General features: G+C 45.9%; 17 protein-coding genes and 1 tRNA gene. 5 read left to right on the top strand and 13 right to left on the bottom strand.

Going from position 1 to position 20360, the window contains the following annotated elements:
• The first annotated feature begins 18 nt into the window (after window positions 1–18).
• The 3 genes from CES79_RS05050 to CES79_RS05040 are packed head-to-tail and all read left to right on the top strand — an operon-like array spanning window position 19 to window position 4708.
• Window positions 19–1557: a Ppx/GppA phosphatase family protein gene (locus CES79_RS05050; RefSeq protein WP_439958909.1), complete on the top strand. Its 1539-nt coding sequence runs from the start codon at window positions 19–21 to the stop codon at window positions 1555–1557.
• Entirely contained in the window at window positions 1554–3725 is a 2172-nt protein-coding gene (locus CES79_RS05045; RefSeq protein WP_089136506.1) for an RNA degradosome polyphosphate kinase, read from the top strand. Before CES79_RS05050 ends, CES79_RS05045 begins: the two co-directional genes overlap by 4 nt.
• Window positions 3725–4708, top strand: a complete 984-nt coding sequence (locus CES79_RS05040; protein WP_054654116.1) for a Ppx/GppA family phosphatase — start codon at window positions 3725–3727, stop codon at window positions 4706–4708. Before CES79_RS05045 ends, CES79_RS05040 begins: the two co-directional genes overlap by 1 nt.
• Window positions 4709–4843: 135 nt before the next feature.
• Here the strand turns inward: CES79_RS05040 and CES79_RS05035 are convergent.
• The 7 genes from CES79_RS05035 to CES79_RS13010 all read right to left on the bottom strand — a co-directional run bounded on the left by CES79_RS05035 (window position 4844) and on the right by CES79_RS13010 (window position 10164).
• Window positions 4844–4915 (bottom strand) — tRNA-Asn (locus CES79_RS05035).
• A 66-nt stretch (window positions 4916–4981) separates the two neighbouring features.
• Complete coding sequence (locus CES79_RS05030) at window positions 4982–5290, bottom strand: hypothetical protein (protein ID WP_054654117.1); 309 nt, start codon at window positions 5288–5290, stop codon at window positions 4982–4984.
• A 380-nt stretch (window positions 5291–5670) separates the two neighbouring features.
• On the bottom strand, window positions 5671–6750 hold the full coding sequence (locus CES79_RS05025; protein WP_089136505.1) for an ABC transporter ATP-binding protein: 1080 nt from the start codon (window positions 6748–6750) through the stop codon (window positions 5671–5673).
• A 92-nt stretch (window positions 6751–6842) separates the two neighbouring features.
• On the bottom strand, window positions 6843–7691 hold the full coding sequence (locus tag CES79_RS05020; RefSeq protein WP_089136504.1) for a glucosaminidase domain-containing protein: 849 nt from the start codon (window positions 7689–7691) through the stop codon (window positions 6843–6845).
• A 157-nt stretch (window positions 7692–7848) separates the two neighbouring features.
• Window positions 7849–8979 carry a glycoside hydrolase family 73 protein gene (locus CES79_RS05015; RefSeq protein WP_089136503.1) on the bottom strand — a complete coding sequence of 377 codons (1131 nt, stop codon included), beginning with the start codon at window positions 8977–8979 and terminating at the stop codon, window positions 7849–7851.
• A 222-nt stretch (window positions 8980–9201) separates the two neighbouring features.
• A complete protein-coding gene (locus tag CES79_RS05010; RefSeq protein ID WP_054654195.1) occupies window positions 9202–9915 on the bottom strand; it encodes a glucosamine-6-phosphate deaminase in 714 nt (237 codons plus the stop codon).
• 102 nt (window positions 9916–10017) lie between these two features.
• Entirely contained in the window at window positions 10018–10164 is a 147-nt protein-coding gene (locus CES79_RS13010) for a hypothetical protein (protein ID WP_089136502.1), read from the bottom strand.
• A gap of 137 nt (window positions 10165–10301) precedes the next feature.
• Between CES79_RS13010 and CES79_RS05000 the strand changes: the two genes are divergently transcribed.
• A complete protein-coding gene (locus tag CES79_RS05000) occupies window positions 10302–10925 on the top strand; it encodes a flavin reductase family protein (protein WP_054654121.1) in 624 nt (207 codons plus the stop codon).
• Between the two features lie 69 nt (window positions 10926–10994).
• On the opposite strand, the gene glmS is transcribed toward CES79_RS05000, so the two are convergent.
• The 4 genes from glmS to cdaA all read right to left on the bottom strand — a co-directional run bounded on the left by glmS (window position 10995) and on the right by cdaA (window position 16231).
• A complete protein-coding gene (glmS, locus tag CES79_RS04995; protein WP_089136501.1) occupies window positions 10995–12812 on the bottom strand; it encodes a glutamine--fructose-6-phosphate transaminase (isomerizing) in 1818 nt (605 codons plus the stop codon).
• A gap of 217 nt (window positions 12813–13029) precedes the next feature.
• A complete protein-coding gene (gene glmM, locus CES79_RS04990; RefSeq protein WP_089136500.1) occupies window positions 13030–14379 on the bottom strand; it encodes a phosphoglucosamine mutase in 1350 nt (449 codons plus the stop codon).
• A 26-nt stretch (window positions 14380–14405) separates the two neighbouring features.
• Window positions 14406–15380: a CdaR family protein gene (locus CES79_RS04985; protein WP_054654122.1), complete on the bottom strand. Its 975-nt coding sequence runs from the start codon at window positions 15378–15380 to the stop codon at window positions 14406–14408.
• Complete coding sequence (gene cdaA / locus CES79_RS04980) at window positions 15377–16231, bottom strand: diadenylate cyclase CdaA (RefSeq protein WP_089136499.1); 855 nt, start codon at window positions 16229–16231, stop codon at window positions 15377–15379. Before cdaA ends, CES79_RS04985 begins: the two co-directional genes overlap by 4 nt.
• A gap of 197 nt (window positions 16232–16428) precedes the next feature.
• Here cdaA and CES79_RS04975 point away from each other — a divergent pair, with 197 nt between their 5' ends.
• Window positions 16429–17145 (top strand): DUF1361 domain-containing protein, encoded by a 717-nt coding sequence (locus CES79_RS04975; RefSeq protein ID WP_089136498.1) that lies wholly within the window; start codon window positions 16429–16431, stop codon window positions 17143–17145.
• Between the two features lie 80 nt (window positions 17146–17225).
• Here the strand turns inward: CES79_RS04975 and CES79_RS04970 are convergent, their stop codons facing one another.
• Both CES79_RS04970 and murB read right to left on the bottom strand, forming a co-directional pair.
• Window positions 17226–19328 (bottom strand): cation:proton antiporter, encoded by a 2103-nt coding sequence (locus CES79_RS04970; protein WP_054654123.1) that lies wholly within the window; start codon window positions 19326–19328, stop codon window positions 17226–17228.
• A gap of 17 nt (window positions 19329–19345) precedes the next feature.
• Window positions 19346–20254, bottom strand: coding sequence for a UDP-N-acetylmuramate dehydrogenase (gene murB / locus CES79_RS04965; RefSeq protein ID WP_089136497.1), 909 nt, complete (start codon window positions 20252–20254; stop codon window positions 19346–19348).
• Between the last annotated feature and the right edge of the window lie 106 nt (window positions 20255–20360).

Raw genomic sequence — 20360 nt, 5'->3', positions numbered from 1 at the left:
TTTTGGAGGCGATTTTTCTTGGCAAATACAACCCACTACTTTGGCACAATGATCATCTCGGTACAGGGCTTAGAGCTTCTCATCGTTGATCTCAAAACACTCAAAACAATCGAACGAGTCCACAAAGAGTTGCCGGTTGGAGATGATTTGTATCGGCATCAGCCCATTCGTTTTGAATTGGTCGATCAAATGACGACGGCGCTGCGTGGCTTTTCGCAGCTCCTGAACGATTATCAGGTGACCGATTTCCAGCTTTGGGGAAGCGAAGCCCTTTCCAAAGCCATTAATGCCGATTTTATCGCTGATCAGATCTTTTTAAAAACCGGCATTAAGTTAAACTGGCTGTCGATCAGCGAAGAAACTTATTATCGCAATCAGGCGGTACTAGTTGATCAGCATCAAAAGAAGCTGCAACCCAAGCAAGGTTTAAAGTATCTCGTTGGTATCAATTCTGGTAATACCACGATTACCGAATTCAATCAGCAATCATTTCTGTATTCCACCTATTATTCTCTGGGACCAGTCCGAATCGCTGAAGATCTGCAAAGTTTGCGTCAAAGTGCACCGAATTCGGTTGAAGTTCTTAGCGATTATATTGATAGCAAGCTTTCTGATTATAAGCGGCTACTCCCCAAAGAAGCCATTGACGGCCCAAGTGATCTCATCTTACTGAGTTCGATGCCTTTAAGTCAGATGACGTTTAAAGAAGCTCACCACCACACACTAACAGCAGAACAGTTTGAGACCATTTTTGATCAAGTCATCGATGCTTCAGATCAGTTTTTGACCGAACAGTACGGTGTGACAGAAGCCGATATTCCATTACTACTGCCAGAGATCCTATTAATTCGTAAATTAATTCACCTGACCCAGGCTACCACCCTGCATTTTTCTCATAATACCGTACTAGATGGGCTAGCAATCAACCAAGCGGTGCGTGAAGGCTACAGCAAGTCTGATTTCTCTGCGCAAACGATCACGGCTGCCACCAACATGGCTGACCATTACCGGGTAGAGCCCGTTCACTGTCAGTTAGTGACGAAATTTGCTCTGCACCTGTTTGACCAGTTAAAGCCGGTTCATCAACTGACTTCGCGGGATCGCTTGTTACTGCAAGTCGCTACGATTCTCCACGATGTCGGCGCCTACATCGATGCCCACGAACATTACCTGCATTCCGACTACATTATCCGTCATACCAGTATCATTGGTTTATCGGTTCACGAACGGCAGATCATCGCGGCAATTGCGCGCTACCATAGTGCCACGACCCCCAGTGAGGACTTAAGTCATTTTCAGCAACTAGATACCAGTGAACGACTCTTGGTTGCTAAGCTGGCTGCTATCCTGCGTCTAGCGGATGCATTAGACGATGACCGTCAGCAAAAGATCGGTCAAATTTCCGTTTCCATTAAAAGTCCGGAATTAATTATTACCGTTTACAGCAATGAGAATTTATCGTTTGAAAACTGGGAGTTTGCCTACAAGAGCCAGTTTTTTGAAGAAACGTTTGGTTTGAAACCACGATTAAAACAAAGGAGTGTGACTGCAAAATGAGTGATAAGAAAAACTACAGTAATCCAAAGTATTTTACCAACCGGGAACTCAGTTGGATCGATTTTAATGATCGCGTACTAGAGGAGTCACGGGATAAGGGCAATCCGCTCCTTGAACGCTTAAAGTTCTTAGGCATTACCCAAAGTAATCTCGACGAATTCTTCATGGTCAGAGTGGCTTCATTGGCAAAGCTGGCCGCGGTCAATTATCCCCAGCCTGATGCTTCTGGCCTGACCGCCGAAGAACAGTTACGGGCCGTCAACGTTCGGGCTCATGAAATGCTAATTAAACAGTACACGACGTTAAACCGGTCGTTGGTCCCGGCCGTTCAACAGATCGGTGTACACATCAAACGGGCCACCAATTTAACGGCCGAACAATTTCAGTTTATTAAAAGCTACTTCCACGATGAACTTTATCCGGTATTGACCCCGATGGCAGACGATAGTTCCAGACCGTTTCCCTTTATCGCTAACGATACGCTTAACCTGGCAATTCAGCTGACACCAAGCGATGGCGGTGACCATCTGTATGCTACCTTACAGATTCCCGACGTCTTTCCCCGGGTGGTTCGGCTGCCAGGCGAAGAAAATACCTTCATCCTGATTGAAGAAATCATTAAAACCTTCGTTGGTCAATTATTCGTGAACTATAACGTCAAGGAAAGCGTCGTCTTTCGGGTCATCCGGGACATGGATCTCGATGTTGCTGAAGAAGATACGTCAGACCTGTTAAAGGAAGTCCAACAGCAGTTAAAGCTGCGTGAACACGGTAAAGTGATCCGTCTAGAAGTTGAAAACACCATCAGTAAGAAACTGTTAAAACGCTTAAACAAAGAACTGGGGACCCCTGACTTCGCCGTTTATGAAACCAACGGTCCAGTTGATCTCACTTTCTTAGGTAAGCTGACCAGCCAGATCATCAATCATGATGATTTAAAGTATGGTAAGTTTACCGCCTATCAGCCAAAAGAACTCGATTCAAATCATGACATTTTTGCGGCAATCCGCAGCCATGATTGGCTGATGCAGCACCCTTACGATAAATTCGATTCAGTGGTCGAATTTATTCGGCAAGCTGCCAGTGACCCCGATACTTTAGCCATTAAAATGACGCTTTACCGGGTATCCGGTGATTCACCGATCATTCGCTACCTTGGCCGCGCTGCCCAAAATGGTAAACAAGTCACCGTCTTAGTGGAAGTCAAAGCCCGCTTTGATGAACAAAACAACGTGCATTGGGCGAAACAGCTGGAAAAAATGGGCTGTCACGTCATTTACGGTCTGATTGGGCTTAAGACCCACTGTAAGCTGTCCCTCGTTGTCCGTCGCGAACAGGGCGGTATTCGGCGCTATATGCATATGGGAACCGGTAACTATAACGATGTTACCGCCCACTTCTACACCGACATGGGTCTCTTCACGGTGAACAATGACATGGGCATCGACGCTACTAACATCTTTAACATGCTCTCCGGCTACTCCAAGCCACCCTACTTCCACCTCTTACACATCAGCCCTAACGGTATCCGTGACTTCATTTCCGATAAGTTAGCTCAAGCCGGTGCTGAAGCCAAAAAGGGCACCCCGGTCACCGTCCGGATGAAAATGAACTCTCTGTCAGACCAAAAAATGATTGAAGCGCTATACAAAGCGTCACACTGCGGCGTTCAGATTCATCTGATCGTACGCGGCATCTGCTGCCTTAAGACCGGCATTCCGGATGTGAGCGATAATATTACCGTGCACTCCATCGTGGGCCGCTTCTTGGAACACAGCCGCATCTATAGCTTTGATATTGACGGTCAAAGAAGCGTCTACCTCTCAAGTGCTGATTTAATGACGCGTAACCTCAACCGGCGCGTGGAATTACTGTTCCCAATTTTGCAGCCAGACCTAGCGGATCGCGTATTTCAAATCTATGACACGATGTGGCAAGATAACGTTAAAACGCGGGTCCTGCAGGCGGATGGCTCCTACAAGCATATCGATCGGCGCGGGCTGGTGCCACTGGAATCCCAGACGGCTTTTGCCGCGGATGCTACCCAGCGTGCCAAGCGTGCGCAAGCGGATGCTAAGCCAGCTACTCCAACCGAATTTCAACCGATGCTAAGTCCTGAAAACCAACCGAATCCTTTGAACTACGATGATGGGAGTGAATCAGACTAATGGAAAATTTTGCGGTGATTGACCTTGGTTCCAACTCGGCGCGCATGACGATTACTGAGATTGATGATGATGGCAGTTACGCCACCGTCAAACAAATGAAGGAATACGTTCGCTTATCTGAAAATATGGGTGAAGAAAAACTCCTGCAGCCGGAAGCCATCGAAAGAACCATGGCTGCCCTGCACGAGTTTAAGGATGTTTATTCCAAAATGAACAATGTCCGGCTTAAAGCGGTTGCTACAGCGGCAACTCGCCAAGCCGTCAATCAAAAAAAATTTCTTAAACGAGTCGAAACGGAATTGGACATCAAATTAGACGTTCTACCAGGCACTATGGAAGCCTACTATGACTATCTAGGGGTCAGTGAAACCCTTCCTGCAACGAACACGGTTATTTTGGATACTGGCGGTGGCAGTTCGGAAATTGTGCTGGTTCAAAACAGCGCCATCAGCCACCTCATCAGTATTCCCCTAGGCAGTGTTAATTTAACTCAGGAATACCTGCCGACCGATCAAATTCCCGCTGCTAGCCTATTTAAAGTCATGACGTTTGTTAACGATGTCTACAACAGCATCTGGTGGCTGCGTAACGGGCTAAATTTGCCCGTTATTGGTCTTGGCGGCAGCAACCGGACAATGGCCAAGATCAACCGGCGTTCGGACAATATCCTCGATTTTGAGGACATTCACGGCTATCGTTTGAGCCGGCACTCCGTTGATGAAACCTTTGCCAAAATTGTTAGTCAGGACTTAGAGGGCCGAAAAGCGATTCCTGGGCTGAGTAAAGAGCGGGCCGACATCATTGTCGGGGGATTAACGCCATTGACCTTACTGATGCGTTATCTCGATTCTGACCGCATTACCTTTTCTAACAGCGGTTTACGTGAAGGCATTTTATTCGAACACTTAAAAGAACTGCAGTTACAAAACGTTCACGAAAAGTCTGAGATCACTTTGAACCGCATTACACCTAATGAAGATTAAGCTGCACCCGTTCAGGATCCCGCAACGTCAATCAGTGATTAATTAAAAAAAGCTGATTACCAGTAAGTTATACTGGTAATCAGCTTTTTAATATACGGGCTAGATCAATCTTACCCATTTCGTTTATTGAACTAACTGCCCCGGCTGGGATCGAACCAGCGACCTCTTGATTAACAGTCAATTATTCTACCGCTGAACTACGGGGCAATAAATACGCCATGAGTTATTTATACCATAAATTCTCACAACGTGCAATTGTTTTTTCCTCAAATTTTAACCAATATGGTTTTCTTTTAAGACCATATCAACTTCGTGCTGAATCTTTTCTGGCTTGGCCCACTCCTCAAAGTGATCCATAGCCTCCGTTGGCATCTCATAGTTTTCGTTAATGTATTTCTCATATGCTTCAACGTGTGGAGAATGCGGAATATTCAATTGTAAAATGCGGACCTGTTTAATAAATCCACGTTCAGCTGCCAATTCAGCCCGGCCATTTTGCACCATGTTACTGATTTCCATGTACTTGGTGCCATCCAGACGGGTAATTTCTTCAATAAGTGTAAACGTTTCGTGACTCTTCAAAATCGGACTCTCCCTCCACTTTTAACTGTTATATTATAGCATAAAACCGTTGGACACAAAAAAGCCACTATCTAAGATAGTGGCGGCATAAGAGAGAAAGAGAATTGATTAGAAGGTAATTAATTCATACCTTACAAAGAACACTATAAAGCACAATGAAAGCGCTGTCAACCTTTTCCGGATTAATTCTATGCCGATCTGCTGATTAAATGAGTCAAAAAAAGGGCTTCAACTGTTTCACTGAACAGTTAAGACCCTAAATGCCACTAAATGTGAGATATCCCTGTTCGTCCAAGAACTAATCAGGAGGTAAATAAATGGTTATTGTTATAATAACACACTTAATTAGACTTTTTCACATTTTTTAATTAAAAACTCATTTATTTACGTAAACTCCCGGTATGATCAACGTGGCTCGTGATATGAACCAGTGATGACGGATTCGAAACCACTTCTGACAATGAATGTCCAGACACATTAGTCCAACACGTCAAAGCCAGCAACAGCAGGACTAATAAGGTTAACAATCGACTGCCTAAAGACATTTTTTCACTGATGACCGACCCATAAAATTCCTTTTTCACTTTGGCCGCCACGTTTTGTTCAGCCGGATTTTGCTGCTTGCGGTCTTCGACAACCGAAGCTTGGTAGGCATCAATATCGAACGCCTTTTGTGCTTCTTTCATCTTGAGCTGGAACTGCTTCTTTTCTTTCTTAGTGAGATCTTTAAACCACTTGACGAACGCGCGGTAATCTTTAACCACCGTTTCGGTATCGCCAAGTTCTTTAAGGTTACCGTAGTGAATCCAAGCGACCCGGTCACAGAGCATCTCAATTTGTTTTAAAGAGTGACTGACAAAGATAATGGTCTTGCCTTCAGTTTTAAATTCAGCAATTTTGTCCACACATTTTTGATAAAAAGTATCATCACCAACTGATAAGGCTTCATCAATGATCAAAATGTCTGGGTTAACGTGAACCGCAATGGAGAACCCCAACCGAGATTTCATACCACTGGAATAACTCTTAACGGGCTGATACAAGAAATCGCCAATATCAGCAAAGCTGACGATATCATCCATCAGACCATCAATTTCCTCATTGGTTAAACCTTGCATCAGCGCCTTTAAGCGAATGTTTTCAAGGCCGGTTAGATTACCCCGTAAGCCCGCACCAATCGCAATAATTGACGTATCCCCACGAACATCCACATAACCGGTAGTTTGGGGAATAATACCAGAAATAATGTTGGACAAGGTTGATTTACCAGAGCCGTTGACCCCGATTAAACCTAACGTTTCGCCAGGCATGATCTTAAGTGAGATCCCCATGAGTGACCAAAAATGCGGTACTGGCTTCCGGTTCAGCGCAAAGAAAGCCCGCAATTTTTCCGATTGTGTTTTAAATAAATCATATTCTTTGGTGACGTTTTGCACCATAATTTTATAATCAGTTGCCATTTTTTAAATTCTTCCTAACATCTATTTTCGGTTTCTGCCGCCATGCACGTCATTATATCAGAGAACCTGACCGCTGTCTTGTTCGGTTATTATTAGCTATTCTTTAAACCTAAAATATCGGTAATTTGAATCCAGCCAGTGATCGAACCGCTTTTGACCTGATACCAGATTGTCTGATCCTTAGTGACGATGCCACGCGACATGACTTTGACCTTTTTATTGGCCAGCTGCTTAGTGCGAATGACCTTCGCCTTATCAGACGCCGTTGGCACACTATTGTAAAACTTGATCGTGCCAGGCTTAACGGTTGCCGTTCCGTCGTAACTCGCATAATCCACGCCGGGTGTCAATCGCGTACTGGTATCCGCATCCGTACTATTCGCAGTTGAACGGTCAAACCGGTCATGCAGATCGTATTCCAGGATGATTCGATTCAGTTTGTCAGCGTAATTCTTATCAGTCGCATAGTTTTCGGCAACAATGTTAGTCGCTGCCATGTACGAACTGGCATTTTCCCGCCAAGCGCCTTCATACAGAAATGGGTTCCAGGTCGTTCCGCCACGTAAAACCTTCGCATAATCCTTCAATGAAGCCTGAGCAGAAGGATAGGCTTTAAACTGGGCTAACGTATTATACATCGAGCCGCTGGCATTGGCTTCCGAAGTCGACATGGTGACCGAATGGCCATCATAGTTGCCTTTGACACCAAAGTAATTGTGCGCCTCAGCTGATAGCTGACTGGTTCCCCAATTACTCTCAAGTGCGGCCTGAGCCATCATCACCGAGCCATACAGATGATTCTGGCGGCTTACTTTTAATACCGGCTGGCTCATCTGATCGATAAAATCAGTATGGGTATCTGCCCGCACAGTTCCCGTGGTCAATGCACTAAGTCCAAGTGCAGATACTAGCACGATCGTCAGTTTTTTCCAGAACTTCATCTCACTAAATCTCCCATCTAAAATACTAAACCGTAAAACATTATACTGGTTCCTGAAGAATTCACAAGTTAATTTTTAATAACAAATTGAAATCTTAATCTTTAAAAAAAAGCCCCTCACCAAAAGTGGTTTCAAGGCCTTTAAACAAACGATTAAGTTATTTTTTCACGGCTAGTGAAGTGACCCAGCCACTCGTCGAACCCCCGTGGATCCGGTACCAAGTAGTGGTCATCCCGTTTTGAATGTGGATCGCTTTTTTGTCAATTGCTACTGAATGGTTAGCTAACGCCTTAGTTGTTGTCAGCTGTTCGGCAATGTACGCTGAATTAAACACGTGATCATAAACCGGGTAACTGCCATCGACTAAATTAGCACTTTTTTTGTAGGCAGTATACGTTGTTTTGGGGAAACGCAGTGCTTTTGAGTAAAGCCAGTATTTCTTGGAGGTCGTTTGCTTACTAAACCGAACGCGATACCAGTTCGTTTTAGTGCTGGTTTTATAACCGCGAGCATCGATCCAAACGGGCCGGGCTTGCCAGCCGCCCACTTTAGACCAGCTAAACTTAGTTGCCGCATGCTTGCTGCCCTTAACGTGATCATAAATACTGTAATGCTTATAGTTCGACCCTAATGCTGCCGTTTGGCTATCGGCGCCATAATAGTAATCGACCTTAGCTGAAGCGCTGGCCTGAGCCGAAGCGCTGCTGCTCCCCTTTGTTGATGCGCTTGAATTGTCCAAAGCATTAAAATTATAGGTTTGAATTAAATTAATCAGTGACGCCCCGTAATTCGGTGCCGTCGCGTAAGTTCCGTTCAAAGCATCCGCGGCAGCCGTATAGGTCGGCGCGTTTTCCCGCCAAGTCCCCGAATAATAATTCGGATCCCAGGCCGTGCCATTGCGTAACAGCTCCGCATTATCCGTCATTGAAGCCGTCACGCTGGGATATTTCTTAAAGGCTGCATCCGTATAATAAAGCTGCCCATCAGCGTTATATTCTGCGGTATTCATGGTCACTGAAGCCCCATTATAAGCACCCTTAATCCCGAAATAATTATTAGCACTGGTAGAAAGCTGACTCGTTCCCCAACCACTTTCCAACGCTGCTTGAGCCATCATCACAGACGGGTACAGCTTGTACTTAGTTGCCACTTTCTTTACCGGCGAAGACATCCTACTAATAAATTGATCCGTTGTCGCACTTGCTTCGACCTTGGTGTGCCCCGCACCAGTTAGTCCGCATACGACGAGACCAACAGTGAGCAATCCCACTAGCCATTGTTTTCGCATGTGTACGTCCCCCTCACATCCAACAATTTAGTCCTATTATAATGGGAATAAGATGTGAACACAAGCGCTATCAAGGCTATCGGTTAAGCTGAACCGGCAAAACTCAGGGTTGAGCTGAACTCCATTATTAAACTACTAGAGATTGTGGCTATATAAAAAAAGAAGACCGACATCTCGCCGTCCTTCTCTCTCATGCTTGATTCAATTCTCTCTAAAGTTAAATTAGTATTTTTCGCTTAATTGACTTGCCGCCGCTTCATCAATAATAATCGTTACTTGATCATGACGTTGTAAGAAACTGGCAGGAACATCCGTGGTAACTGGACCTTCGATCATTGCCTTAACGGCAGCTGCCTTTTCAGGGCCATAGGCTTCCAACAGGATGTGCTTGCTCTTTAAGATCGATGCAATGCCCATTGAGTAAGCGTAACGTGGCACTTCATCTTCATTGTCAAAGAAACGTGAGTTAGCTTTGATCGTTGATTCGGTTAAAGCCACTTTATGGGTGCCAAGTGCCGGATCAGTGCCAGGTTCGTTAAACCCAATGTGGCCATTTTGACCTAAACCTAAGATCTGCAGATCAATCGGGTTGTCAGCAATTATTTGATCATAACGCTTCATTTCAGCTGCCGCATCGCTATTCAAGCCATCTGGAACGTATGAATGGGCAAACGGCTTCTGGTCAAACAGGTGCTGTTGCATGAAGTAATGGTAGCTCTGTGGATGATCGGGGGCTAAACCAACGTATTCGTCCAAGTTAACCGATGTCATTTGACTGAAATCAAGGTCACTCTGAGTTAATTCCTCATACGTCGTTACTGGTGTACTCCCAGTTGCTAAACCGAAAACCTGAGCGCCATTCCGGTAGGCATTTTCGAAAACTTCGAAACCCTTTTTGCCGCCTTCAGCACGATTCTTAACGATAATCACATTCATTTTTGCTTCAATAGATTCTGACATGATCGCCACTCCTTTTGTTGGTATAGTCCAATAATAAGTCATCTAGACCAATATTGCAAGAAAAATGACTGAATTAGCTTAATAATTAACTTTACGGCCGCTATGGCGCCGGTCACCGCGTTTGTTAGCCGCTAATTCATTCTGCTGGGCTTTAAACTTTTTCCAGGTTGCGTCCCGTTTTTCCTCTGCTTGCTTATTTTGACTGCGTTTTTTTGTGAATTTCATGTGTCTCTCCTCTTTCCCTACTGCGAGATTGTATCACGCTATGCCGGTAACGTCCACGGATGTGCTTGATATTTACTGAGGCCAGTCCATAGTCTAATGCGCTATAATGTAGAAAAATTCTTCATGGGAGGTTTCTAATGTATCACTATACGCGTGAATCACTGACACCCGCTAAATGCTATAAACTGCTGTCCGGCAGTATCGTTCCCCGGCCAATTGCCTGGATCACTACGCTAGGACCTCAGCCAAATCAAATTCTCAACATAGCACCGTTCAGCTTCTTTTCAGCACTGGCTAGTGAGCTGCCCCTGCTTAGTCTGTCGATTGGCCGTAAACAGCAGCAGCCAAAAGATACCGCAACTAATCTTTTGACTAACCAAGAAGCCGTCGTTCACCTGGTCGGCCAACCCTTAGCCGCCGACATGAATAAAACGGCTGCCAGCTTACCTGCTGACCAAAGTGAACTGGCGCTAACTTCATTAACCACTACCCCTAGTCGAACGGTTTCAGTCCCGGCATTAGCTGCACCCAAAGTTAGGTTTGAAACCACCTTATACCAGTACGTGCCGATCACTGGCAAGAACGATCAGATCATCACCGACCTGTTCATCCTTGAAGTCACGGACTTTTACTTTGCGGATGATGTTTTAGACCCCCAGTCCCTTCACGTTAATATCCAGCACCTGGACCCGCTGGCCCGGCTAGCTGGTGCAACTTACGGTACGGTGGATGATTTGTTTGAAATGAAACGGCCGTTGTAATAATATCAGAGAACACAAAAACGCAGCTTGACTGATGATCAAGCTGCGTTTTGACATTAATTTTAACGTTTATTCAACCGTAACACTCTTCGCTAAGTTACGTGGCTTATCAACATCCAAGCCCTTGTTGAGACTTGTATAATAAGCAATCAGCTGAGTTGGTACCACGCTAAGCAGTGGTGACATTAACGGGTCAACGTCTGGCAGAATCAAGGTATCGCCAGGCTTAGCTAAACTTTCGGAAACGATCGTCAGGATCTGCGCACCGCGCGCCATGGTTTCCTGTAAGTTTGACCGGGTCAAGCCAGCCGTCTTTTCCTGGGTAATGATTCCAATGACCGGGGTCCCCTTTTCAATCAAGGCAATGGTTCCGTGCTTTAATTCACCGGATGCGAACCCTTCTGCTTGAACGTATGAGATTTCCTTCAGCTTCAAGGCCGCTTCCAGAGAAACGCTCCAGTCGATGCCCCGACCAATGTAAAAGGCGTTAGGCGTCTTTAAGAAGGAGGCCTTGGCTAATTTTTCAATCTTGCTCTTCTCATCAACCAGCGCCTGCATTCCCGTTGCCACTAATCCTAACTGGTGACGCACGTCAAAGCGCTGTGCCACGATCTGGTTATCAGCTTCGCCCAAAGCCTTGGCTAAAATGGCTTCGATAGCAATTTGTGCGGTATAAGCCTTAGTTGAGGCCACCGCAATTTCTGGACCGGCATGCAGCAACAGGGTATACGTTGCTTCACGTGACAGCGTGGAATTTTGCACGTTCGTGATGGTCAGACTCTCGTAGCCACCGGCGTTCACATTCACTAGCACTTCCCGTGAATCAGCCGTTTCACCACTTTGTGATAGGAAGATAAAGAACGGCTTTTTAGATAAAATCGGCTGTTCGTAAGCAAACTCTGATGAAATATGCACTTCCGTTGGTGTTTGAGTGAGGTTTTCAAATAATCGCTTACCCACTAATCCGGCATGATAACTGGTACCGGCACCCACGATGTAGATGCGGTCAGCTTGTTTCATGGAGTTCAGTAATTTGTCACTGATCACTGGTTCGCCAGTCTCAGACAAATAAACTTGTGCCAGCCGACGCATGACATTAGGCTGTTCATCGATTTCTTTGAGCATGTAAAATGGGTAAGTCCCCTTATCGGTTTCGCTGGCATCCATGTCAACGTGGAAGGTCTTCCGTTCAACTGGGTTGCCCTTTTGATCTTCAATCTTAACTTCGTTTGGTTTGATCGTCACAACTTCGCCATCCATTAATTCAAGGAAATCGTGGGTCTCGCGTAACATGGCTAAAGCATCGGAACAAACGACGTTAAACCCATCGCCGACACCGATCAGCAAGGGACTCTTGTTTTTAGCAACGTATAACGTCTCTGGGTCTTCACGATCCATCAGTAAGAAGGCGTATGACGAACCCTTTAGTAAGCTTAAAGCCTTAATAAAGGCATCGTGGGCGTTCAAACCGTCTTTAACCGCAAACTTGTCGACCAACTGAACCATCACTTCGGTATCAGTCTGGCTGGTAAATGGCACGTCGCTCAGGTAATCGCTCTTGAGTTCTTGGAAGTTATCGATCACACCGTTGTGAACGAGGTAGAACCGGTTATCTTGTGAAACTTGTGGGTGGGCGTTAGCAACACTGACCACACCATGAGTTGCCCAACGCGTATGACCAATACCAGTTGACCCGTGAACATCGGGACCAACCTCACGGCGTAAGTCAGCGATCCGACCCTTTTCTTTCACGAGGTAATCCTGACCATTTTGGTCGTTTACATAAATACCAGCTGAATCGTAACCACGATATTCAAGCTTTTGTAGACCATCAAGTAAGATTTTTACTGCATTATCACTGCCTGTAACACCGACAATTCCACACATAAGATTTCATCCTCTAATTTTCATAATATTTTAATTGGTATAGACATAAAATCAGTCCATATATTTATTGACGTGTATACTCTACAGTCTTTTAAGCCAGATGTCAATATTTAAGTATAAAGTGGTATAGATTGAAAACTAACCTTAACTCGCATGAAATCCAAAAAACCGGTTTTCAAACGGATTTGTTTGAAAACCGGTTTTTTATTTTCATAGATTACTCAATGCCAACTTCTTTTTTCACAACTTCCACAATGCGGTTAACGTAACCATCCACTGCTTCTTGCGTTGGTGCTTCTGCCATGACCCGCAGTAGCGGTTCAGTCCCACTAGGGCGAACTAACACGCGGCCGTCACCGGACATTTCCTTTTCAACGGTATCAATAATCCCCTTGATTGCTGGATTATTGAGAGCTGCCTTCTTATCAGCAACCTTAACGTTGATCAGCTGTTGTGGGTAATCCTGCACGTCAGCAGCCAATTCGGAGAGCTTCTTGCCCGTTTCCTTCATAATGTGAAGTAACTGCAAACTCGTCAGCATCCCGTCACCAGTGGTATTGAAATCTAGGAAGACGATGTGACCAGATTGCTCGCCGCCAAGGTTATAGCCGTTAGCCAGCATTTCTTCAACCACGTAACGGTCACCCACCTTGGTCTTAACACTGGTTAAGCCGTGAGCTTCCATGGCCTTATACATGCCCAGGTTACTCATGACGGTGGTCACGATGGTATCCTTTTTAAGCCGGCCGTGTTCTGACATGTATTTCCCACAAATATACATGATCTTATCACCGTTGATCAGGTTGCCGTTTTCATCAACCGCGATGCAGCGGTCGCCGTCACCGTCAAAGGCCAAGCCAATTGAGGCACCCTTTTCAACCGTAAATTTCTGCAGCTGCTCTGGATGGGTCGAACCAACTTGATCGTTAATGTTTAACCCATTAGGCGTCGTAGCAATCGTGTCAAATTCAGCACCGAGATCAGCGTATAATCGAGAAACCAGGTTGCTGGTGGCACCATCAGCGGAATCCACCGCGATGTGCATGCCAGTCAGATCATCATCAATGGTCTGTTCCAAGAACTGGATGTACTTTTGACTGCCTTCCTGGTAGTCTTCAACGGTTCCTAGACCCTTAGCAGCTGGTCTTGGCAGTGTATCTTTTTGGTCCAGCAACTTTTCAATTTCATCTTCCAAATCATCAGAGAGCTTGTAGCCATCAGCCCCGAAGAACTTGATCCCGTTATCTGCAACCGGGTTGTGAGAAGCCGTCAACATAACACCGGCATCCGCACCCTGAGTACGAACCAAATAGGCAACGGCTGGTGTTGTAATGACGCCTAAGCGTAAAACTTCGATCCCAACTGATAATAGTCCGGCCACAATGGCTTCTTCCAACATCTGGCCCGAGATTCGGGTGTCGCGCGCAACTAATACTTGTGGCTGCTCACGGTCAGTCGCGTGTTCGGTCAGTACATAACCGCCTGCTCGGCCAAGCCGAAAAGCGAGTTCTGGGGTTAATTCTTGATTTGCAATACCACGTACACCATCAGTTCCAAAATACTTCATGTTTAATTTTCCTCATTTCCAATTATTTATTTAGATTCAGTTGCAACCGTTACGGTAACACTCGCGGGATCCGTTCCCGTGACTTTATTGCTACCAGCATCCAAACTAATTGTTTTTGTTTTTTGATTTTTAACATCACTCACATCTACATCTGCGTCAAATTCCGAAATGGCTTTCAGCTGTGACTCAGATCCAAACACCTGAATGGTTTTGGTACGACTCTTAAAACTATATTCCTGATTACTATTGGCGTTTTTAGCCTTAAAACTCAATGGTACTTTCTTGGAATGGCCCTTAGCCGTAATCGGGAGGTTGACCTGCGTCGTTGCTGGCGTCAAGATCACGTTCACCGTCTGGCCATTTCGATCAAGGGCTTCGATCACTGCTTCACCGTTGATCGACTTCTTGGTATTCTGGGCCAAATTCAGTTGCGCGACCACCTTACTGATCCGGTCGATCTCACCTTCAGCACCAGTGGCTTTGACGCTTGTCACGTCACTCGTGGCGCTGCCGGCAACGTAGTTTTTAGCAATCCGTGATTTATCATACTGGACACTCACGGGAAAGCTAACGGTCTGCCGCGGCTGAATGTTCACCTTAATGCTGGCCGGCACGATCTGGTAACTAATATCCCGGTTCAAACCGTCCTGTTTCAGCCTAACCGTATGTTCACCGGCCTTAAGATCGGTTAAATTAGCAAAGACCCGAAAGTTCTGCGTATTCGCAGTAGCCGTAACTAACGCCGCCGGGCCACGCAAGCGAACCTTAACCTTTTCAGGATACCCCGTCACGAAATACTTATCGGAGTCCACGTTCAACCTGAGCTGAACCGAAACGGTTTTGTGTTCTGTGGCGGTTAACGTCGTGGAATTAGTCCCACTCGTATTATTCATTTGCTGATTCGTCGTATTCTTGGAACTATTCACGTACAGGAACAAGCAAACCGCTAAGAAAAGAGAAATCAGTCGGTAAGTCCAACGACTGTTGAAAATTTTCTTCATTGCCGATTACCTCCCTTAAAGAATTGGCTAAGTTCATCAATTAGCCAATTCAGTGGATTTCTCGGTTGTTCCGGTTCCTGGTCCTTGATCAATTCATTATTCAAGAATTTCAAATAATCATTTTGATCCATGTTACGCAGTAATTCATTATTCTTGGTAATTGAAACTTCACCAGTTTCCTCAGAAATAACGATTGTCAAAGCATCCGTCACTTCAGAAATACCAACTGCCGCCCGGTGCCTAGTCCCTAACTCTTTAGGAATCAGGTTACTGTCGGACAGCGGCAGGTAAGCGGCGGCCACCGCAACCTTATTATTGCGAATGATCACCGCACCATCATGCAGCGGCGTATTCGGAATAAAAATATTGATCAGTAGCTCACCGGTAATCTTGGCGTCCAACTCAATTCCCGTTTCGATATAGTCTTCCAGCCCGGTATCCATTTGAATCGTCATCAAAGCACCGATTCGGCGTTTGGACATATACTGAATGGCCTTATCCAAAGCGGCAATCATTTGCTTCTCAGCTTCATTGACCTGCCGATTACGGACAAACACTGACCCTCGGCCAAGGTGTTCCAACCCACGCCGAATTTCTGGTTGGAAAATAATGATCATGGCAATGACACCCCAATTGATCACTTGGTCCATTAGCCACGAAACCGTCCCGAACCCGACGTAGACCGCAATGATCTTGACCACAACGATCACGATGATACCACGTAAGAGTTGAACAGCTTTGGTTCCTCGCAGTAGCATAATCAGCTCGTAAAAAACAAACCAGACGACGAGAATATCGAGGAGGTTTACGATGTTATGCCACGTCAAAAAGCTACTCCAATCAAGATTCATTTAAAATTTCCCTCCAAAAATCTATTCAGATAATATTATAGCACGCCAACCGCTATTTTTTGGGCGTCACCAACATATTTCTAACCCGCCGTAAACTCAATTTTCAAGAATTTTGTAAACCGCTTGAAAATTCATGCGACTACTCAAGGAATCTGTTATTATTTGAGTAGTAGTATTTTTAATGGGGAGATGATTTCTTGGCGGGTCACGCACGCTGGCAAATCCGGCTTTTCGTTGTGCTGTGGCTGTTATTTCTGTGGCAGTTCGCACATGAACCTTTTACATTTTTAATTTTAAATACCTTTCTGGGTTATTTACCCATCGAAATCAGTTTCCACCTCAGCCCGGAACGGCCCAAGAGTGGCGTCGTCTTCTGGTTAGTGGTCCTGTTATGGTTAGTCTTTTACCCTAACGCACCCTATCTATTAACCGACCTCTTCCACCTTTCACTGCTTAATCCCTACGGTGTTGACGGCCTATTACAGCTTAACTTACACGTGTGGATCTATTTTACCTATTTACTGATCAGTGTGTTATTCTGTGTCATCCTGGGGTTCTGGAGTCTTAACTACGTGGCCAATACCATTACCCAGCGCTACTTAAAGGGTAATTCCTGGTTGCAGATGGTTTTAGTCCTCTTCTTAACCTTTCTGTCATCCGTTGGTATCTACGTGGGCCGGTTTATGCGGATTCACACCGTCTACCTCTTTATTTCTCCTGAATTAATTACCAATCGTCTGTTACATATGTGGACACCAACCATGCTCGTATTTGTCGGTTTAATGACGCTGATCCAACTCATTGCCTACTGGTTAGTGTACTTGGCGTATCACAGTCAAATGGCTAATGAACAGGATATTAACCGGGTTAAATCAATTAAAGACAGCTTAAAACAACACGATCAGCAAAAATGATCATCTCAAATTTAAAGGGGTCTCATTAGCAAGCAAACTGCTAATGAGACCCTTTTCACGTCCCTTTTAAATTTTTTCAACTAATCTAATTCATCGTTAACGGCCATCATCAACACGTTTTCTGAATAGTTAATGTACTGCCGTAGACGACCGGCCATCTGCCAAGTCACATTTCCTGACTCAAGCAGTGACTGGACCCCGGTGCGTTCTGCACCCAGGGCAATCACCCGTAATTGATTGAGCTGCTTAGCATAACCTGAACGCGACACCTGCTGATGCTTACGTGCCCGTTCAATTCGGTTGCGGTAAAAAACCACTAAATGATAAATCGCCTGCTTATCTAAGGATTGCGGATCGACTTCATCTTTTGCCAGGTATTTGGATAATGCCTTAATAGCAGCTTTAGCGCTCTCACGGTCGATCAGCTGCCACTCATTATCAGTGGACTTTCCCTGCGAGCCGTGAATGGCGGCCTTGATCCATTGCCGCGTGCGGTGAAACGTCGATGACCAGCTTCTGAAAACCACCACGTTCAAATGACTATTGGGATGCATGACCCGGCGTAGTGTCCGTTCGACTGCTCGACTAGCCGCCCGGTAAGCCTGTGGCGAAATCTGCTGATGAGCAGACAGACGATCTAGCGCTGACTGTTCACCCTTTAACCCCACTTGGCGCAGCGCAATTTCATCCGCCATCACCTGCTGTCGCTCCGCATCATCGCGGGTGGTCAGCTCTAGTCTACGAATAATAAATTGATAATCCAAGATCAGATCATAAGCGGCGCGCTGATTTTCAATTCGCCGATGTTCCTCAATGGCGTTGATTGCCAGTCGCATAATGTAGATCCGCGCTTCGGCTTCACTCATTGAATGGGGCTGCCCGCCGCTTTGATCGTCCGTTTCAGTCTCTTCATCCTCTTCATCACTAAAGCTGGCTCGCGTCTGCAGCGGTACCGGATTATCTGGCGCCACCAGCGGTAACGTGACCACGGCAGCCACCAGACTAATGATAATCACACCAGCCGCCACAAACAGGACTAACGACCGCTGCGGGAAGGGTTGACCAGTTGTAATCACGGCCGGCAATGACAATACCCCGGCCATAGTGACGGCACCGCGAACACCGGAAAGTCCGGCCAACAAGGCCACTCGGAAACTCGGCTTGCGCGGTTTGCTGACCATTTGGTAAAGGTAGATCCAGATCACCCGGATCAGCAGCAGAATCGCCCACGCGCCAAAGGAATAGGCCACCGCTTGAAACGTGTTGAAATGAACGTTGTGGATGATCGTCGTGGTGGCAATGGGCAGTTCATCACCTAAGATCAAGAACACCACCCCATTTAAGAGGTAGACAATGATATCCCAGGTCTTTTCACTGACCAGTTTTAGTTCCGGAGAATCTTCAACTAAGCGGTTTTCCTGCGCGTGTGAAACGGCACCGGCTGTAACCACCGCAATCACCCCGGAAGCATGGAACCACTCTTCAGTGATCACGTAGACCACAAACGGCGTCATGATCTGTAAAACCGTGTTAAATACGACATCGCTGATTCCTTGGCGCCTTAAAAAGTCGCGCATGAATTCAATGACCCACATCAAAGCGAAACCGGCTAAAAATCCCACGATACTAATGTAGAAGAAATCGCCAACCGCATTACCAAATGAGAAAACACCCGTCACGGTTGCGGCTACGGCGTATTTAAAAGCGATCAATCCTGAAGCATCGTTGATCAAGCTTTCACCGCTCACCAGGTGCAAAATCCGGTCCGGTAATTTTACTCGTTTGGAAATTGATTGCACCGCCACCGGATCAGTGGGCGATAGGATTGCTGCCAGCGCAAAGCTGACTGACAGTGATAATCGCGGAATCATCAGGTAGATGAGATAGCCGCCCACAATCGTGGTTAAAAAGACCAGCCAAATGGAATTGGCAAAAATCGGTCCCCGAAGCTGCCACAGTTCCCGTTTAGGAAACCGCCGGCCATCGTTAAATAGCAACGGTGCAATAAATAGCAGTAAGAACCAATCGGTATCCAGCGGAATTTTAATTTCCCAAAACAGGGCGATGACCAACCCCAAAGCAATTTGAATCAAACTAACGGGAATAAAGGTTAGGTAGTGGCTGATGACATTTGAAATTAAAACCAGGACAACTAATAAAATAACTGCTTCAACTATCAGCAACTAGGTAACTCCTTTCGTTAATTCGAAACCGGATCTTCACCAATAATGCGGACTTCTGTCTCCAAGTGAACGCCCGCCTGGGTCAAAACCGTTGCCTGAACGTGGGCGATAACAGCGAGATAGTCCGTCGCCGTAGCATGGCCAACGTTCACGATGAACCCAGCGTGCTTCATGGAGACCTGGGCGCCACCAGACTGATACCCTTGCAGGCCGGCATCGTGAATCAGCTTACCGGCAAAATAACCCGTGGGCCGTTTAAAGACGCTGCCACAGGAAGGTAAATCCAGTGGCTGTTTGGCTGCGCGACGGGCGTTTAGCTCATCCATTTTAGCTTGAATCTGAGCTGGATCACCGGTCTGCAATTTAAAGGTCGCGGCGATCACAATATCGCCTTCATCCTGAACGCGGCTATGGCGATAAGCAAAATCCAGATCAGTACGTGGAATGGTTTTGAGCTGGGCTTCAGGTGTTAAAACGGTTACTGAGTCAGCCACCAGACTGATTTCTCCACCGTAAGCTCCGGCGTTCATAAAGATCGCACCGCCGACACTGCCCGGAATTCCAGCAGCAAATTCCAAGCCGCTCAAGCTGGCACGTTGCGCAACCTTGGTCACTTCAATCAACGAAGCACCCGATTCAGCAGTAATGTCATTATCCTTAACGGTAATCTGGTTCATCTCCGTCAAGATCATAACTAAGCCGCGAATACCGCCATCCTTAACGATCAAGTTACTGGCGTTGCCGATCACGGTTACGGGCAAGCCTTGTTTTTGCGCGTAAAGCATTAATTCTTGAATTTCATCTAAATTCTTTGGGAAAGCGAGGTAGTCCGCCTTACCCCCCGTTTTAGTATTGGTATAGTTTGATAAAGGTTCGTTTTGCAGCAACTTTACCTGGGGAAAAGTTGCCATGATGTTTGCCTTCATGGTTAGGTTCCTTTCGTGACACCCATATTTCGTTAAATGACATATTAATATCATACCATGCCAACCGGTACAAACAAAAGGTTAGCTCCATTAGTACCGTCTTTTC

Origin of the sequence: Secundilactobacillus silagei JCM 19001 (assembly GCF_002217945.1) — a bacterium.
GTDB lineage: Bacteria > Bacillota > Bacilli > Lactobacillales > Lactobacillaceae > Secundilactobacillus > Secundilactobacillus silagei.
This window is presented reverse-complemented; position numbering and strand designations above follow the sequence as displayed.

What these genes read in the sequence shown, in the direction of transcription:
- CES79_RS05045 (WP_089136506.1), top strand. Translation starts at nt 1,554, where the DNA reads ATGAGTGATAAGAAAAACTACAGTAATCCAAAGTATTTTACCAACCGG.
- glmM (WP_089136500.1), bottom strand. Translation starts at nt 14,379, where the DNA reads ATGAAGTATTTTGGAACTGATGGTGTACGTGGTATTGCAAATCAAGAA.
- CES79_RS05040 (WP_054654116.1), top strand. Translation starts at nt 3,725, where the DNA reads ATGGAAAATTTTGCGGTGATTGACCTTGGTTCCAACTCGGCGCGCATG.
- CES79_RS05025 (WP_089136505.1), bottom strand. Translation starts at nt 6,750, where the DNA reads ATGGCAACTGATTATAAAATTATGGTGCAAAACGTCACCAAAGAATAT.
- CES79_RS05010 (WP_054654195.1), bottom strand. Translation starts at nt 9,915, where the DNA reads ATGAATGTGATTATCGTTAAGAATCGTGCTGAAGGCGGCAAAAAGGGT.
- murB (WP_089136497.1), bottom strand. Translation starts at nt 20,254, where the DNA reads ATGAAGGCAAACATCATGGCAACTTTTCCCCAGGTAAAGTTGCTGCAA.
- CES79_RS13010 (WP_089136502.1), bottom strand. Translation starts at nt 10,164, where the DNA reads ATGAAATTCACAAAAAAACGCAGTCAAAATAAGCAAGCAGAGGAAAAA.
- glmS (WP_089136501.1), bottom strand. Translation starts at nt 12,812, where the DNA reads ATGTGTGGAATTGTCGGTGTTACAGGCAGTGATAATGCAGTAAAAATC.
- CES79_RS05015 (WP_089136503.1), bottom strand. Translation starts at nt 8,979, where the DNA reads ATGCGAAAACAATGGCTAGTGGGATTGCTCACTGTTGGTCTCGTCGTA.
- CES79_RS05000 (WP_054654121.1), top strand. Translation starts at nt 10,302, where the DNA reads ATGTATCACTATACGCGTGAATCACTGACACCCGCTAAATGCTATAAA.
- cdaA (WP_089136499.1), bottom strand. Translation starts at nt 16,231, where the DNA reads ATGAATCTTGATTGGAGTAGCTTTTTGACGTGGCATAACATCGTAAAC.
- CES79_RS05020 (WP_089136504.1), bottom strand. Translation starts at nt 7,691, where the DNA reads ATGAAGTTCTGGAAAAAACTGACGATCGTGCTAGTATCTGCACTTGGA.
- CES79_RS04985 (WP_054654122.1), bottom strand. Translation starts at nt 15,380, where the DNA reads ATGAAGAAAATTTTCAACAGTCGTTGGACTTACCGACTGATTTCTCTT.